At 64.2% G+C, this 14887-nt stretch carries 12 protein-coding genes; 4 read left to right on the top strand and 8 right to left on the bottom strand.

Features of this window, described 5'->3' with window-relative positions:
• Positions 1-9 precede the first annotated feature (9 nt).
• A complete protein-coding gene (locus QRN25_RS18635) occupies positions 10-2583 on the bottom strand; it encodes a TonB-dependent receptor (RefSeq protein ID WP_285020713.1) in 2574 nt (857 codons plus the stop codon).
• 257 nt (positions 2584-2840) lie between these two features.
• Here QRN25_RS18635 and QRN25_RS18630 point away from each other — a divergent pair, with 257 nt between their 5' ends.
• Positions 2841-3974: a TetR/AcrR family transcriptional regulator gene (locus tag QRN25_RS18630; RefSeq protein WP_285020712.1), complete on the top strand. Its 1134-nt coding sequence runs from the start codon at positions 2841-2843 to the stop codon at positions 3972-3974.
• A 67-nt stretch (positions 3975-4041) separates the two neighbouring features.
• Here QRN25_RS18630 and QRN25_RS18625 read toward each other — a convergent pair whose 3' ends face one another.
• On the bottom strand, positions 4042-5031 hold the full coding sequence (locus QRN25_RS18625; RefSeq protein ID WP_285020711.1) for a GlxA family transcriptional regulator: 990 nt from the start codon (positions 5029-5031) through the stop codon (positions 4042-4044).
• Positions 5032-5157: 126 nt separating this feature from the next.
• On the opposite strand from QRN25_RS18625, the gene QRN25_RS18620 reads away from it, so the two are divergent.
• From QRN25_RS18620 to QRN25_RS18610, 3 genes are read left to right on the top strand one after another with little or no spacing between them, the layout of a single operon-like run.
• Positions 5158-5985: an alpha/beta fold hydrolase gene (locus QRN25_RS18620; RefSeq protein ID WP_285020710.1), complete on the top strand. Its 828-nt coding sequence runs from the start codon at positions 5158-5160 to the stop codon at positions 5983-5985.
• Positions 5986-6022: 37 nt separating this feature from the next.
• Positions 6023-6802, top strand: coding sequence for an SDR family NAD(P)-dependent oxidoreductase (locus tag QRN25_RS18615; protein ID WP_285020709.1), 780 nt, complete (start codon positions 6023-6025; stop codon positions 6800-6802).
• A 22-nt stretch (positions 6803-6824) separates the two neighbouring features.
• Positions 6825-7592 carry an alpha/beta hydrolase gene (locus QRN25_RS18610; RefSeq protein WP_285020708.1) on the top strand — a complete coding sequence of 256 codons (768 nt, stop codon included), beginning with the start codon at positions 6825-6827 and terminating at the stop codon, positions 7590-7592.
• Between the two features lie 67 nt (positions 7593-7659).
• Here QRN25_RS18610 and QRN25_RS18605 read toward each other — a convergent pair whose 3' ends face one another.
• The 6 genes from QRN25_RS18605 to QRN25_RS18580 all read right to left on the bottom strand — a co-directional run bounded on the left by QRN25_RS18605 (position 7660) and on the right by QRN25_RS18580 (position 14830).
• Positions 7660-7860 (bottom strand): hypothetical protein, encoded by a 201-nt coding sequence (locus tag QRN25_RS18605; RefSeq protein WP_271180749.1) that lies wholly within the window; start codon positions 7858-7860, stop codon positions 7660-7662.
• Positions 7861-7921: 61 nt separating this feature from the next.
• Complete coding sequence (locus QRN25_RS18600) at positions 7922-8791, bottom strand: exonuclease domain-containing protein (protein ID WP_285020707.1); 870 nt, start codon at positions 8789-8791, stop codon at positions 7922-7924.
• Between the two features lie 315 nt (positions 8792-9106).
• A complete protein-coding gene (locus tag QRN25_RS18595; RefSeq protein ID WP_285020706.1) occupies positions 9107-10078 on the bottom strand; it encodes an ABC transporter substrate-binding protein in 972 nt (323 codons plus the stop codon).
• Entirely contained in the window at positions 10053-12641 is a 2589-nt protein-coding gene (locus QRN25_RS18590) for a TonB-dependent receptor plug domain-containing protein (protein WP_285020705.1), read from the bottom strand. The genes QRN25_RS18595 and QRN25_RS18590 overlap by 26 nt, the downstream gene beginning before the upstream one ends.
• Positions 12642-12879: 238 nt before the next feature.
• Complete coding sequence (locus QRN25_RS18585; RefSeq protein WP_271180745.1) at positions 12880-13695, bottom strand: class II aldolase/adducin family protein; 816 nt, start codon at positions 13693-13695, stop codon at positions 12880-12882.
• Positions 13696-13834: 139 nt separating this feature from the next.
• The gene (locus tag QRN25_RS18580) at positions 13835-14830 is read right to left on the bottom strand and encodes an ABC transporter substrate-binding protein (RefSeq protein WP_285020703.1); all 996 of its coding nucleotides are present in this window, start codon (positions 14828-14830) and stop codon (positions 13835-13837) included.
• Positions 14831-14887 lie beyond the last annotated feature (57 nt).

Raw genomic sequence — 14887 nt, 5'->3', positions numbered from 1 at the left:
TTCTCCCTATTAGTAGCTGAAGCGGACGCCGAACAGGTAGCGCGCGCCGATCTGCTCGACCTCGGTCGGCATCGCGGTCGTGCCCTGATAGGCGATGTACTTTTCATTGGTGAGGTTCGCGAGGTCGGCGAACAGCGTGAAGTTGTCGGTCAGGGCATAGCGCAGCGAGACGTCGAGGTTCTCGTAGCCCTTGCGGTATTCGCCGCTGCCGAAGCCGCCCAGCGAGTCCAGCCAGTCCGACCGCCACTGGTAGCTGACGCGCGCCGAAAGCCCGTACTTTTCGTAGAACAGCGAGGCGTTGGCGATCTTGTCCGACATGCCCTGGAAGGCGATGTTCTTCTCGGTCGGCGTGTCGAAATCGCCGTCGAGCAGTGTCAGGTTGCCCTGGAAGCCGAACCCGTCGAGCGCGCCCGGCAGGAAGTCGAACTGCTTGAGGACGTTGAACTCGACGCCGTAGAGCTTGCCCTTGTCGCCGTTGTAGGTGCCGGTCAGCAGGTATCCCGAACGGTCGACCCCGCCGAAGTTGTAAAAGTCCGAGCCCACCGGGTTCTGCGCCTGGTAAAGCACGTTGTCTACCGAGCGGTAGAAGCCCGCGATCGAGATCATGCCGTTGCCGGGCAGGTAGTATTCGATGCTGGCGTCCGCGCCCCAGGTGTACTCGGGCTTGAGCGCCGGGTTGCCGCCGCCGATGGTGCCGGGGCTGTTGGTGTCGTTGATCGACGCGCCGACCCGGATCGCGCCATAGGCCGGGCGCGACACACCGCGCTGGCCGGCAAGGCGCAGCACGAGGTTGTCGGTCGCCGCATACTTGATGTTGAGGCTGGGGAAGAAGTCGGTCTTGCTGGTGTGGCGCGTCAGCGGCGTATAGACGCCGCCCGCGAGCACCGAGCCGCCGTTGTCGAGGACGTAGTTCTCCACGCGCACGCCGCCCACGGCGGTCAGCGGGCCGCTTTCGACCTTGGCCATCACATAGCCCGCCAGCGTCTGCTCTCGCTGGGCGTACTTGTCGGTTGTCGGCACGTCGAGCGAGGGATCGTAGAGCCCCGCCGCCTCCAGCCGCCCGAGCAGGCTGTCGATGTCGCGGCGCATCGCCACGTTGTCGACGTAGTTGAACGTGACGCCGAGCGGGAAGCCGGTGTCCCAGGCCTTGTCGGTGACATAACTGTTGACGTCGAACGGCTCGCCCGTCGCCGCGCTCAGCGCGCCGATATAGACGATGTTGGACGAGGAGAAGTTGTTACCCGCCACGTCGCGGTCGATGTAAAGGCCGCCCGCCGAGAGCTTCAGGTCGCCCATCTGCTTCGACAGGTCGAGCTTGGCGGTGTAGCTGTCCGACACCGTCTTCTGGCGCGCGGTGATCATGTAGGTGCCCGAAGTGCTCAGGCTCTTCTGATCGAAGTCGCCGATGATCGAGACGATCGGGAAGCGCGGATCGGAATTGTCGTAGCTGAACGCCAGGTTGTTCGCGCCGCTGGTCGAGGACTGGACGAGGGGCAGGTAGCTGGTGTTCTCGGTACGCGCGTAGTTGAACTTGAACGAGGCGTTGAAACCGTCGTCGCCTTCATAATCGCCGCCGAAAGTGCCGATATAGTTGCGGTTGCGATACTCGCCGAAGTTGAAGCTGCCGCGCAGCGGCACGCCGGTCAGGTTGCCCGATTCCAGCGTGCGCGTGCCCCCGGTCGCACGGTCGAGGCGGAATTCATACTGGTTGCGGCGCTCGTTGTCGTTGAATTCGGAGAAGATGCCCTTGGCGTAGAGGCGCTTGCCTTCCTCGGGCTGGTACTCGACGCCCGCGAACAGGCCGTTGTTCCAGCGCTCGATCTGGTACTGGCGCACGTCGAACTCGGTCGGGCCGTTGGCGTCGTAAGCGCCGACTTCTCGGTTGTCGGTCAATTGCTTGCGGCGATAGTGCGATCCGCCGATGACGAAACCGAACGTGTCGTTCGACCACGACAGGCGCAGCGATCCCTGCCGCTGCTCGCCCTTGCCCAGCCCCATGAAACCGTAGCCCGCGTCGCCGGAGACGTGCAGGCCCTTCTGCTCCATCGGCGAATAGGTCTTGAGGTCGATCGTGGCGACGACGGCGTCGGCCTGAAGGTCCGAGGTCAGAGACTTGTTGACCACCATCTGCGAAAGCAGCACGGCGGGGATCGCGTCGAAGCGGAAGGCGCGGGTGTCGCCGCCCTCGTCCACGCCCGCCATCGGGATGCCGTCAATGCTTACCGAGGTCCAGCGGTTCGGCGCGCCGCGCACCTGGATATAGCGCTCCTGCCCCTGATCGCGCTGCACCGCGACGGCGGGCAGGCGCGAGAGCGCGGCGGCGGCGTTCTGGTCGGGGAAGCGGCCGACCGCATCCGATGCGGCGACGTCGGCAAGATTGTCCATCACCCGCTTGGCCTCGATCGAGTCCTGCTGCGCCGAGACGATCGAGCCGGTGACGACGATGTCTTCTCCGATAGCGGCATCATCGGCGGCAACGTCCGGGGCCTCCTCGGCATGAGCGACGGCAGCGCCGGCGAAGGCGCAGGCAAGAACGCCGACGATCGCCGTCGAGCGAAGGAATAGACAAGTGTTCAGTTTCACGACGAGCCCCCGAGAAGATTGGATCGACGCGGCAGCTAGAACGACTGTATGTATGTTGGATGACACTTTTCCGGCACTCCCGCAACGGCGCGCGTGCGCGGGTATCACTCGATCGCAGGCGCGGTGTCTGCTAGGAGGGTGAAATTGCCAGTCGGACTTCCAATGTCATGAGCGCCATGAGAACCGCAGAATCATCGTCATACGACCGGTTTATCGCCGTGGTTACAGGGCAATGGGAACAGGTCGGGGCAGCAGGAATGTCGGCCCGCCAGATCAGTGGATTGACCGATGCACCGGTTTCCTCGATCTACCATCACTTCGGCTCCCTGGAACACTTGTTGCTGGCTTCCCAGCAGCAATCCATCGTCGAGGCGAGCCTCTGGTGCGACCGCCAGTGGCAGCAGTTCGATGGACTGCGTGCTTCGCCCGTCGCCTTCGCGGGGTTCTTCGCACAGATCGTCGATGCATGGTGCGAGGAGCAACGCGGGCTGGCCTTCGCCTGGCGCGAATGCCAGCTGCTTGCCCATGAATCGGCGCAATTCGTCGATGCCACGCGGCAGTGGGCCGCGCTGTGGGCGCATTTCTGGAGCGAGGCGGGCCAGCGCTTCGGCCTCGGCGCGGGCAGCATCGTCGCGCAGCGCGTGTTCGAGAACGAGAGCTTCTTCCATATGATCCGCTGGCGGCGTCTGGTCGATCGCGCCGCGCTCGACGAAACCGCCCGCGTGCTCGGCGCATGGCTCACCGGCAGCGCGATACCCCCCGCTCCCTGGCGCGAATTCGCGCGCGAAGAGGCGCTGCGCTCGATGCCCACCCTGCCCGACCGGGACGAGACGGCCGCGCGCATCGTCGAGACCGCCGCGCGGATCATCGACGAGGACGGACTCGCCCGCCTCACGCATCGCGCCGTCGCCGAACGCGCCGGGCTGACGCTCGGCACGGTATCGCACAAGTTCCGCACGAAGCCCGCCCTTCTCGAAGCCGCGTTCGAGGGCCTCTACCGCGCCAACGTCGAGCGTCTGCAGGCGGAAGCCCCCGCGCGCGACGCGCTTCGCCCCGCCGACCTCGCGGACGACCTTGCCGCGATGGTGCTGCGCGGCGGCAACGCGCGGGGCAGCGACGAACTTTTCGTCGCCACCGCGCGCGATGCTTCGCTGCGCCAGTTCGGCGCCCAGCTGCGCTACTTGCGCGGCCGCACTTCGCGCAGTGCGCTGCAGGATCTTGTCGGCACAGGGCGCGAGGTCGGCGTTACCGAGGCCGCCCTGTTCTCCGGCTTCCTGACATCGCAGCTGCGTGCCCATGCCGGATTTCCGGACGAGGTCGCACCGCGCATCCGCGGCGAGCTGGAAGTCATGGTGGCATTGGCGTGCGGAGTGCCGGGAGATCGCGCCTGAAGGCACGGTATGGGCACGCTAGGGTATCGCTAGGTGCCGTTAAGGCACCGTTGAGTGCCATGTCCGGTCAGGCCGCAATCGCCAGATCGGCGCCGCTTGAGAAGCGATTCCGGTACTCTCCGGGCGACAGGCCCATGACGCGGTTGAACACCCGGCGAAACGCCGTCGCGTCCTCGTAACCCACGGCCCAGGCGATCTGGTCCACCGATCGGCGGGTGAATTCCAGCAGCTCGCGCGCCTTGCCGACCCGCAGATTCTGGACGTATTCCACGGGCTTGAGCCCTGTCGCCGCCTTGAACCGGCGCAGGAATGTGCGCTCCTCCAGCCCCGCCTGCCCGGCCATGTCAGGCACCGCGACCGCCCGCTCCGCCCGCCCCTGAAGCCAGTGCTGGACCTTGAGGATCGCCTCGTCCCCATGCGTCAGGCGCGGCGCGAAACTGCTGTAATGCCGCTGCTCGCGCCCCGAGGGATCGACGAGCAGGAACTTGCCCGTCTCGATCATCACCGTCGGCCCCAGCAGCCGATCGACGATCCGCATCCCAAGGTCGGTCCAGGCCATCAGCCCGCCTGCGGTGATGATGTCGCCATCCTCGATCACCATCTTGTCCGGGTCCAGCCTAACATCCGGAAATCGCGTGCGAAAAGGTTCGGCGAAAAGCCAGTGCGTCGTCGCCAGACGGCCTGACAGCAGCCCCGTCGCGGCCAGCATGAACGTCCCGCCGCACGTGGATGCCAGCGTCGCGCCCGCCGCGTGCCGATCAAGCAGCCAGCGGGCATAAGGCACGGCTTCCTCGGCGCCGACGGGGCCGGTCAGGCGCCCCGGAACGATCAGGATCGCAGGGTCGCCACGCTCGCCGGGATGGGTGTCCGATCCGCGCACGAATCCGCCACCATCTCCTATATTCCAATGACTTACCCGAATCGCAAGCCCCCCGCGCTCCGCCGAGAAGTGCGAAGCGATCGCGAACAGGTCGGTAATCCCGTGGACCATTGCCGCCTGACAGCCCGGATAGAGGACGAGGCCGATCTCGGCCTTGATGCGCACGTCTACGGCCATGCCCGAAGCCCCCTTTGTCAGTTTTGGCCTGCCTTATGTCGGAACCGCCGATCCTGCAGGCCCGCCGCGCAGTCTATCCCTCTCCTCACAGGGCGCAACGGCCCGATCGAGAAAGGAGCAAGCGACATGACCACGATCACCACCCGCGACGGAACCCGCATCTTCTACAAGGACTGGGGCGCGAAGGATGCCCAGCCCATCGTCTTCTCCCATGGCTGGCCGCTTTCCGCCGATGCCTGGGACGCGCAGATGGTGTTCTTCGCGAACGAGGGTTTCCGCACGATCGCCCACGACCGCCGCAGCCACGGCCGCTCGGACCAGGTCTGGAACGCCAACACCATGGACCAGTACGCCGACGACCTGGCCGAACTGATCGAGGCGCTGAACCTGCGCGACGTGATCCTCGTCGGCCACTCGACCGGGGGTGGCGAAGTCACCCGCTATATCGGCCGCCACGGCACCGACCGCGTCGCCAAAGTGGCGCTGATCGGCGCGGTTCCGCCTCTTATGCTGAAAACCGAGGCCAATCCCGGCGGCCTGCCGATCGAGGCCTTCGACGCCATCCGCAAGGGCACGTACGACAACCGCAGCCAGTTTTTCCGCGACCTCACCAACCCCTTTTACGGCTACAACCGCGAGGGTGCGGCGATCTCGGAAGGCATTCGCGAAGAATTCTGGAGGCAGGGCATGATGGGCGGCCTCAAGGGCCAGCTCGACTCCATCCGCGCCTTCTCCGAGAGTGACTTCCACGCCGATCTCGCCCGCTTCGACGTGCCCACGCTCGTCCTGCATGGCGACGACGACCAGATCGTGCCGATCGGCGCTTCCGCGCTCGAAACGGTGAAGATCGTGCCGAATGCGGTGCTCAAGGTGTACGAAGGGACGGACCACGGCCTGACTCAGACGCATCAGGACCGCTTCAACACCGACCTCCTCGACTTCATCCGCGACTGAAACCTCCCACAAACCGTATCCACGAAAGGACATGCACATGACCAAGAGCACTTTCCTCATCACCGGCGCGTCGGACGGCATCGGCGCGGTCTATGCCGACCGCCTCGCTCGCCGGGGCCACGACCTGATCCTCGTAGCCCGCCGGGCTGACAAGCTGGAAGCGCTGGCGACGACGCTCACCGCCGAAACCGGCGTAACGGTCGAGACCCTGAGCGCCGATCTCGCCAAGGCCGAAGACCTCGCCCGCATCGAACGGCGGCTGCGCGAGGATGCGGCGATCACCGGCCTCGTCAACAATGCCGGGATCGCCGGGGAGACCACTTTCGTCGGCTCCGACCCGGCATACCTCACCGGGATGATCGACCTCAACGTGCTGGCCGTCACCCGCCTCGCCGCCGCGATCGCGCCGCGCCTTGCCGAATTGGGAAGCGGGACGATCATCAACATGACCTCTGTAACGGCGCTCATGCCGGACGGGTTCACGGCGGTCTATCCTGCGACGAAAGCCTATGTCCTCGCCTTCACCGAGGCGCTGAACGTCGAACTGGGCGCGAAAGGCGTGCGCGTGCAAGCGGTGCTGCCGGGGATCACCCGCACGCCAATCTGGACCGAGGAGCAACTTGCCGGACTGCCCGCCGAAATGGTGATGGACGTCGATGACATGGTCGATGCCGCGCTCACGGGCCTCGACCTCGGCGAGACGATCACCATCCCGGCGCTGCCCGACAACGCCGACCTCGACGCTTACCTCGACGCCCGCCGCGCGCTGCGCCCCAACCTGTCCCGCAACCGCCCCGCCGACCGCTACGGTGCCTGACGCCGACCCAAGGAGACAAGCCATGAGCAAGACCATCGTTCTCATCCACGGCGCCTGGCTCAATTCCCGCAGCTGGGAGCACGTGAAAGCCCGTTACGAGGCACGCGGCTATACCGTCCTCGCCCCCGATTGGCCCCTCGACGAAGGCGAGCCCGCGGCCCTGCGCGCACGCCCTCACCCGAAGTTCGAAGCGCTAGGACAACACCAGATCGTCGATCACTACGAGGCGATCATCCGCGCCCTTCCCGAAGCGCCGATCCTGATCGGGCATTCGCTCGGCGGGGTCGTGATCCAGCACCTGCTCGACCGGGGACTGGGCGTGGCGGGCGTCGCCATCGACCCCGCCCCCACGCCCGGCGTGCCGATTTTTCCCCATGCGCTCGTCTCGGCTCTACCGGTGTTCCTCGACCCGTTCAGCCGGAGCAAGGTGAAGCACATGTCGCGCCGCTTCTTCGCCAGGCGGTTCGCCCAGACGCTTGGGGCTGCGCAGGCCGAAACGGCCTACGACCGCTACATCGTGCCGACGCCGGGCCGGGTCTACTGGGACGGGATCGTCAAGCCGATGAAGATCGACTGGACCAATCCCAAGCGCCCGCCATTGCTGCTGATCGGCGGCGGCAAGGACCTCATCGCCGATGCTGCGATGACCCGCGCGATCCATGCCCGGCAAAGCCGCGCGCCGTCCCGTACGGACTATGTCGAATTCGCCGAGCGGTCGCACTGGACCATGCTCGACACCGGCTGGGAGCAAGTGGCCGACGCCGCCATCGAATGGGCCGAAAAGCTCTGACCCGGTGGTCCTGCGGGCGATCCGGACATCGACGGCGCAGCGCGCCTGTCGATGTCCGGAGGTTCAATCAGGTCTTGGGCGTGACCCACACTTCGACAGGCGCAATGAACTTGCCCGGCGCCGGCTTGCCGACGTGGACGCGATCGGCAGTGACCTGCTCCCCGTTCGCCAGATGCAGGGTGACCCAGGGCTTGGGCATGCGCTCGAACGTCAATTTCTGGATCGGCTGGCCCGTGGTCGAATTCATGATGGTAGCGATGATACTCATCGCCCGCCGTTAATCGCCCTGGTTCGCAAGCGTCTATGGGTCCGGAGACGTTATACCCGCTTCAGGTGGCGAGCCCGAACCTTGTCCGCAAGGCGTCCTCGGATACGATGACGACCGGCCGACCAGCATCGCGCAATTCCTGCGCGCGGCGATGCAAGGGGCTAGCCTCCACCCACCTCCCGTAAGGCTGCGCTCTGGCAATCACCAGCAAAGTGGTGGTCATACCCACCGATCGGACGACCCGGCCACCCGCCGCCGCGATGACGGTCGCAAGCTTGCCGTCAAGCGGCTCGCCCAGGATCACGACCCGCTCCCCGCTCAGCGGCCCGTCCGGGGCGGGAACTGGCGGCTTGGGCTTGGCGCGCGTCGGTTTGGCCATCCAGCCCTGCAGGTCGATGCCGGTATGTTCGATGGCCTTGATGATCACCATCCCCGCAGCGCGGGCATCGCTCAGGGCATCGTGATGCCGGTGCTCGATGCCGAGAAACCGTGCGAGCACATTGAGACGATGGCTCGCCAGTTGCGGCCAGGCCTGTTTGGCGACTCTGACGCTATCCAGCCATTCCGTTTCGATCAGCGGAAGGGTGCCCAGCCGGCATGCCGCAGCCAGAGCGCCCTTGTCGAAAGCCGAGTGGGCCACCGTGATTCGGCCGCTCAAATGGCGGTCAAGCGCGGCATGGATATCCCCGAAGGTCGGTTGCCCGACGACATCGCACTGCGTGATTCCATGGATGCCGACGTTAAACGTGGAGAACTCGTCCCGAGGGTCCACCAGGGTCTCGTAAGCCAGCACTTCACGCCCATCGCGAAAACCCACGATGCCGACCTGACAGATGCTGCTGACGCGGGCACAGGCCGTCTCCACGTCGATGACGACGAAGTCCGGCGCGTCGATGGAGGTGGTCAGCTGCGAGGAGATCGGCAAAGTCATGTCGACCCTCTAGCAAGCGACCGCCACCTGCGCGAGATGCCGGCAAGGTTGAGGAAGCTGGCGAGGGATAGAGCGGTTTTGTAGTGACGGGTGGCCATACGCTGAATTGCTTGAGGTGGCCGAATATGCGCTCGAAATCAGCGCCGATCGGGCATCCACTTTGTCAACGCGACCTAGGTTCAAGGAGAAGCAACGCGACACGCCAACTTCAACTGGAAGTCCTTCTCGAAGAAGTCGGCACAGATCAGCACAGCTGGCGCGCTCCGGATTTGCTTGGTGACGCCAGCGTCGACATCGACTGGTACGGGCGATCCATCAGGTTTTCAGCAGGTCCGGCACGATCAGGCTCGCCACGTCCACCCTTTTCGGGAACACGTGGTACATCGCATGGAAGCGATCGGCAGCCCGCTGCAGCGCCGCGACGAATGCCCCGTCGGGAGCGGAAAGCCCGGGCTTCTCGCGCGCGGCGATCACTTTGGCGATGGCCGGGTCCATGCCGGTCTGCCGGGCATAGAGCTGCGCGTATTCGCCCGGATGCTCGATACACCAGCGATTCGCATCGCGCGCGCGGGAAAGGAAATCGGCGATGGCGGCGCGCTTGGCCGGGTCCGCCAGCGCCGCGTCGGAAACGGTTATGGCGGAATAGCCCGGGCCGATCCCGGTGCCGTCCCTGATGATCCGCGCACCGTCGGCCTCCGCGCGCGCCTGATAAGTGCCGAACGTCGCCCAAGCCTCGATCTGGCCGGTCGTGAAAGCGGCTGCGGCGTCGTTCGGCAGCATATAGCCGATCTTCACTGCCGAGGGCGGCAGGCCCTTTTCGCGAAGAGCCTCCAGGAGAAGATAGTGCGATATGCTTCCCCGCGCGCTGGAGACGATCACGGTCCTGCCTGCAAGGTCGGCCACCGACCGCACCGGAGAACCGCGCGGCACGATGATCGCCATCGATCGCCCTGCCCCCTTGTTCACCGCCGCGATCTTCAGCTTGCAGCCCGCCGCTGCGGCGAGGATGATGGGCAGGTCTCCCGCCGGAGCCGTATCGACCGCCCCGGCGTTGAGAGCCTCAAGCAACGGCGCGGCGCCCGGGAAGTTGCCCCAGCTGATCGCATAAGGTGTACCGTCGAGACGGCCGGCCGCCGCCAGCTTGGTCTGTAGCAGGTGGACCTGGTCTCCCAGCACCACCTGCGTACGGTCGTCTTTCGCGTTACCGCAGCCGGACAGCAGGGCGATGCCCCCTGCCGCACCCGCCAGGAACCCGCGCCGATCAGAAGCTGACTGCAAGACGGCCATAGTAGTACCCCCCGTTGGGATTGTAAGGTGACGGACCGTAATAGCCCTGCCCGGTCTGCGGACTCCCCGGACCGTTGGTTTCCGGCCTGACGTTGAACACGTTGGTTGCACCGATCTGGAGCGTGGCGAACTCGGTCACTTGCGCGGAAACCGATATGTCGGTGATCCACTTGGCGCCAAAGTACCGATCGTCGCCGGCGGCGGTGCGCTGGGTGTACTTGCCATAGCGCGTGGTTGTCAGCGCCAGGCCGATGATGCCCTTCGTCCAGTTGCCGTTGAGCACGATCTTGGTACGCGGATTGATCACCTCCAGTTCGCCGATGCGATCTCCGCCGAAGAACGCGGATCCCGTGGCCAGCAGCGAAGCCCCGTTGGCGCCGAACAGCTGCGAGGGCACGGTCGGCAGCTTGTCCACCTTCGTTTTGTTGTAGTTGAAGGCGGCATTGAGGTTCAGCTTGCCGAAGCCGCCGGGCGAGACAGTCCAGTCGGCGACCACGTCGAGCCCGCGGGTCGAGCTATCGACGGCATTGAAGAAGTACTCGATCTGCTCGATCCCGCTAAGACCATTGGCGTTCAGCAGCGCCGTTATTCCGGTGCCGTAAAGGCGCCCCGTTCTCTCGATCCGGTTCTTGATCTTTATGTAATAGCCGTCCGCCGTGATGCTGAGGTTGGCGGCGGGCGTCAGCACGACGCCTGCTCCCGCATTCCAGCTGCGTTCGGACTTCAGCGGTTTTGCGCCGAACAGCGCGCCTATCGCGGAGTCCGGTGTCACCAGCTTGGCGACGGTCGGGGTCAGCTCGGTCTGGCCGCTCACGGGGTTGAAGACCAGCGCCGTACGCCCGTCAGTCTGCGCATAGGCGGCCTGCGTCAGGGATGGCGCCCGGAATCCGGTGCCGACGGTGCCACGGATCGCCACCACCGGACTGAATTCGTAGCGCGTGTTGAGCTTGACGCCAACCGGACTGCCCGAACCGTCGCTGTAGTGTTCTCCGCGAACCGCCGCGCCGATGTACCAGGCATCCAGCGGATAGATGCCCAGATCGACATAGCCTGCATAGACGCGGCGCGTGGCATCCGCCTCGTCTGCGGGGGAGAGCACGATTGCGCCCTGCACCACAGGGGATGCGGCGACACCCACGTTCCAGTCGTACTGCTGGTCTCCCGGCTTGAACACGTAAGTAGCCGGTGTGTAGGCCAACGGGTCACCCGCGAAAGTGCGGAAGCGATCGAGGCGATATTCCGCGCCGAACGAGACCTGCAGCGGCCGTGCTAGGCCGATCTCGAACTCACGCGTCGCGTCAAGGTTGTGCGTCCACTGGCGGAACTCGAAATTGGCGAGGTTGGGCCATTCGGTCGGCCCGGTCGGGCCGAGCGAGGGCTTGATGGAACGCTTGGAGTATTGCCGGCTGTGATTGCGGCCGAAGCTGCTCGACAAATCGACATTCCATCCGGCCAATTCCCCCTTCGCGCCGGCGACGAACTGGAAGTCCGTCTCGTCGATGTTGTTGAGCGGATAGTAGCCGTCGGGAAACAGCGCGGTGAAATTGGCATTGCCGTTGGGTCGGCGGAAGTTGTTGCCGATCTGGACGTCACGCTGGCCATACGTGCCGAAAGAGTAGAGCGTGAAGTCCCCTACCGGCAGTTCACCGTTGTAGGACAGGTTGAACGCCCTGATCTGCGGATCACCGTTATGTGCGCCGTCCTGGTCCCACTGCGCATTGCGCGCGGCCGCTTCGGCGCTGTTGGCCGCGACCTGCTCGGCCGTCAGCCCCGAACTGGCGATCACTTGCTCAACCGTGCGACTGCTCGGCCGACCGTAAAGATTGGTATCGGTGGCCTTCAGGTTCCACCAGTTTCCACCGCGCTTGCGGTAGTCTCCGCTCACGCGAAGGAAGCCGCCGTCACCGATGGCGGTGCCAAAGCTGACCTGGCCCTGCCAACTGTCGCGATCGCCCCGTCCAATGTACTGGCTACCATAGCGGAAGCTGGCGTCCAGGCCTTCCTTGCGGTTGAGCTGGATGTTGACCACACCGGCGATGGCGTCAGTGCCGTACTGCGCCGCCGCCGAATCCTTCAGCACCTCGATTCGCGAAATGGCGCTGCCCGGGATCAGGTCGAGGTCCACCGCGTTGACGCCGCTGGTATCCTGAGTCGTGTTGGTCATGAAACCGCTGTTGTGGCGCCGTTTTCCGTTCACCAGCACCAGCGTATAGGCCGGGCTCAGGCCACGATTGGTAACGGGCCGCACTACCGAATAGACTCCCGCGTGCGTCGCCGAGAAATTCAGCGACGGCAGTATCTTGGTCAACGCCTCTCCGAATTCGGCGGCGCCCGTTCCAGCGAGCTTCTCGCCCCCGACCACGTCGATCGGCGCCGGGCTCTCCGCGACCGTACGCGGGGCACCGCGCACGCCGGTCACGACGATATCGCTGGCAGGTGTCTTGGCCCCCGCATCGCTCGCCGGTGCTGCGTCCGCTTCCCCGGCATGCGCGATGCCACCGAAAGACAAAGCGATCACTGCACTGCCTGCCGACAGGACGATTTTCGAACTCGTGAATTTCACTGATGCACCCCCCGATTTAAAATCGGGTTCGGCTTACGTCTCATAAATTGCGCCGACCAATGATCTTTATCGGATATTGTATTTAATTATATCGACGATTAAACTCATATTTATGAATATAAATTTCAGCTTTTCCCGTGAAAATATTTTATATTAACATAATAAAAATTGTAAAAATAATCGCTTTCCACCGGATTATCGTAACGCAGCGGGCAACATGCAAGATCTTTACTTTAAATCAGGCGTCGAAACCAGGAAGCTCTCGCGTTACGCGGCGCAGTACCGCTTCCCACGCAAGCTGGTCATGCGGCTTGACGCCTTCCTTCGCCGCCGCTGAGATCGGGCGTGCGGCAAGCTGGCGACGCGCTTCTTCCTGCGCCGCTTCGGGAGCGATCAGAGCGTGGTCCCGCCCCCCAGCCAGCGCCGCGACCTGAGCCGAACAGGCGGCCTCCAGCTGATAGATCCGGCTCCACGTTTCCCCGGGAGTGCTGCCGAGCGCCAGCGTCCCATGGTTGCGCAGCAGCATCTGGCTGGTATCGCCCAGATCGTGCACCAACCGTTCCCGCTCATCGAGATTGAGCGCCACGCCTTCATAGTCGTGGTAAGACAGCCCCGGGATGATCATCAGGGCACGCTGGCTCAGAGGGAGCAGTCCTTCAGCATGAGCCGAAGCTCCCATCCCGTCACGCGTATGGAAATGCGCGATGTAGTGCGCATCGTCGCGCGCGCCATGAATGGCCGAATGGATCACGTAACCGGCATAGTTGATGCCGTATTCGCTATCGCCGATGATGTTGCCGTCGATGTCCACCTTGACCAGACTAGACGCCGTGATCTCGTCGAACGTCAAGCCGAACGGATTGATCAGGAAGTGATGGTCAGGCCCCGGCACACGTGCCGAAATGTGCGTGTAGAGAAAGTCGTCGAACCGATAGAGCGCGGCGATCCGATAGAATGCGGCAAGATCGACGCGCACTTTCCATTCGGCGTCAGGAATGCCCCTGGGGGCGATTTCCGACCGGCCGATCCGGTCTTCTGCAAAGGCGGTGGCCATGATGCTAATCCTCCGTACTGCGCCGGGATGGGCGCAAATATTTGCAATCACTTCCAGCTTTCGGGGGCAGGCCCTCATCGCTGGAGAAGAGACGGACAACTGCAGGCTTCCCGGGAGCAAGGGTAAGTCGGCTGCTCATTCAGGCCTCCTGCGCGATGATGCTGTTAAAACGATCCGTCCAGAGTGGGCGAACGTCGACATGCCGGGGGATTAACCCGGTGTCCGTGAACACATCGGCCACTTCCTGCTGCGAACGGACGGCCGCCGCGGTGACCGGTCGCAATTCATACCTCGCACTCTGGTGCTGGAACTGGTCGCGCACGTACTCGGCGGGAACCCCGATCTCGTTGGCGATGATCGCTGTCCAGCGGTCCCGGTTCTGTGCGGCCCAGTCGTACCCTTTGCGCAGCAGTTGCAGGTAAACCTCGATCTGCCTGGACTTTTCGACGTCAGCCAAGGCCTGTTCGCTTGCGCAGACCACGTAGTTTCCTGAGAGAAAGCCCAAAGCCGTCCTGAGAACGCGCGCCCCTTCGGTGGCGAGCGCGCGCTGGATCGGAAACCCGTAGATCGCCCAGGCATCCAGCGACCCGCGTGAGAAGGCAGCCGCCCCGTCAGATACGCTCATCGCGACCGGCTCGATATCGCTCCACTTCAGCCCCACAGCACCCAGCATGCGGATCAGGAAATATTGCGAAGTCGTCGCGCGAACATAGCCCACCTGCTTGCCTTTTAAACCAGCGAGATCGCGGATTTGCGAGCCTGCAGGAACGAGCACTGCCTGGTTGTTCACATCCCCATGATTCACGGCGACTTGGCGAAAGCTCTGCATCGTCGATGCCGCCGCGAAGACTGGGGGTATCTCGCTCATCCCGCCGAAATCGAGCGATCCGGAATTGAACGCTTCGACCACAAGATGACCCGATTGAAATTCCGAATACGAGACCGGAAAGTCAGGCCTCAGGCCGGCGTGTCGAAACAGCAGGCGCGTATCAGCCTCACCTTTTCCAGTTATCGATACCCGCAGTCCGCCGGCATTCCGTACGCCGCCCGAGCATCCCGTCAGACCAGCGGTGAAAGCGCCCGCGCTTCCCCAAAGCACGGCGCGACGATCCAGTTTAAAGTCGTTCGTGAGCATCGCCGGAAAAGATGTCCTCGCCACCTGGCTATGAACCGATTCATGAACGGCCGGCCA

The organism is Novosphingobium sp. fls2-241-R2A-195 (genome assembly GCF_030209485.1).
GTDB classification, from domain to species: domain Bacteria; phylum Pseudomonadota; class Alphaproteobacteria; order Sphingomonadales; family Sphingomonadaceae; genus Novosphingobium; species Novosphingobium resinovorum.
The sequence above is the reverse complement of the archived record's forward strand: the minus strand, read 5'-3'. Positions and strand labels throughout refer to the sequence as shown.

Excerpts from the sequence above, each read along its gene's own strand:
- QRN25_RS18630 (WP_285020712.1), top strand. The coding sequence starts at position 2,841 with ATGTCGGCCCGCCAGATCAGTGGATTGACCGATGCACCGGTTTCCTCG.
- QRN25_RS18625 (WP_285020711.1), bottom strand. The coding sequence starts at position 5,031 with ATGGCCGTAGACGTGCGCATCAAGGCCGAGATCGGCCTCGTCCTCTAT.
- QRN25_RS18620 (WP_285020710.1), top strand. The coding sequence starts at position 5,158 with ATGACCACGATCACCACCCGCGACGGAACCCGCATCTTCTACAAGGAC.
- QRN25_RS18615 (WP_285020709.1), top strand. The coding sequence starts at position 6,023 with ATGACCAAGAGCACTTTCCTCATCACCGGCGCGTCGGACGGCATCGGC.
- QRN25_RS18610 (WP_285020708.1), top strand. The coding sequence starts at position 6,825 with ATGAGCAAGACCATCGTTCTCATCCACGGCGCCTGGCTCAATTCCCGC.
- QRN25_RS18605 (WP_271180749.1), bottom strand. The coding sequence starts at position 7,860 with ATGAGTATCATCGCTACCATCATGAATTCGACCACGGGCCAGCCGATC.
- QRN25_RS18600 (WP_285020707.1), bottom strand. The coding sequence starts at position 8,791 with ATGACTTTGCCGATCTCCTCGCAGCTGACCACCTCCATCGACGCGCCG.
- QRN25_RS18595 (WP_285020706.1), bottom strand. The coding sequence starts at position 10,078 with ATGGCCGTCTTGCAGTCAGCTTCTGATCGGCGCGGGTTCCTGGCGGGT.
- QRN25_RS18585 (WP_271180745.1), bottom strand. The coding sequence starts at position 13,695 with ATGGCCACCGCCTTTGCAGAAGACCGGATCGGCCGGTCGGAAATCGCC.
- QRN25_RS18580 (WP_285020703.1), bottom strand. The coding sequence starts at position 14,830 with ATGCTCACGAACGACTTTAAACTGGATCGTCGCGCCGTGCTTTGGGGA.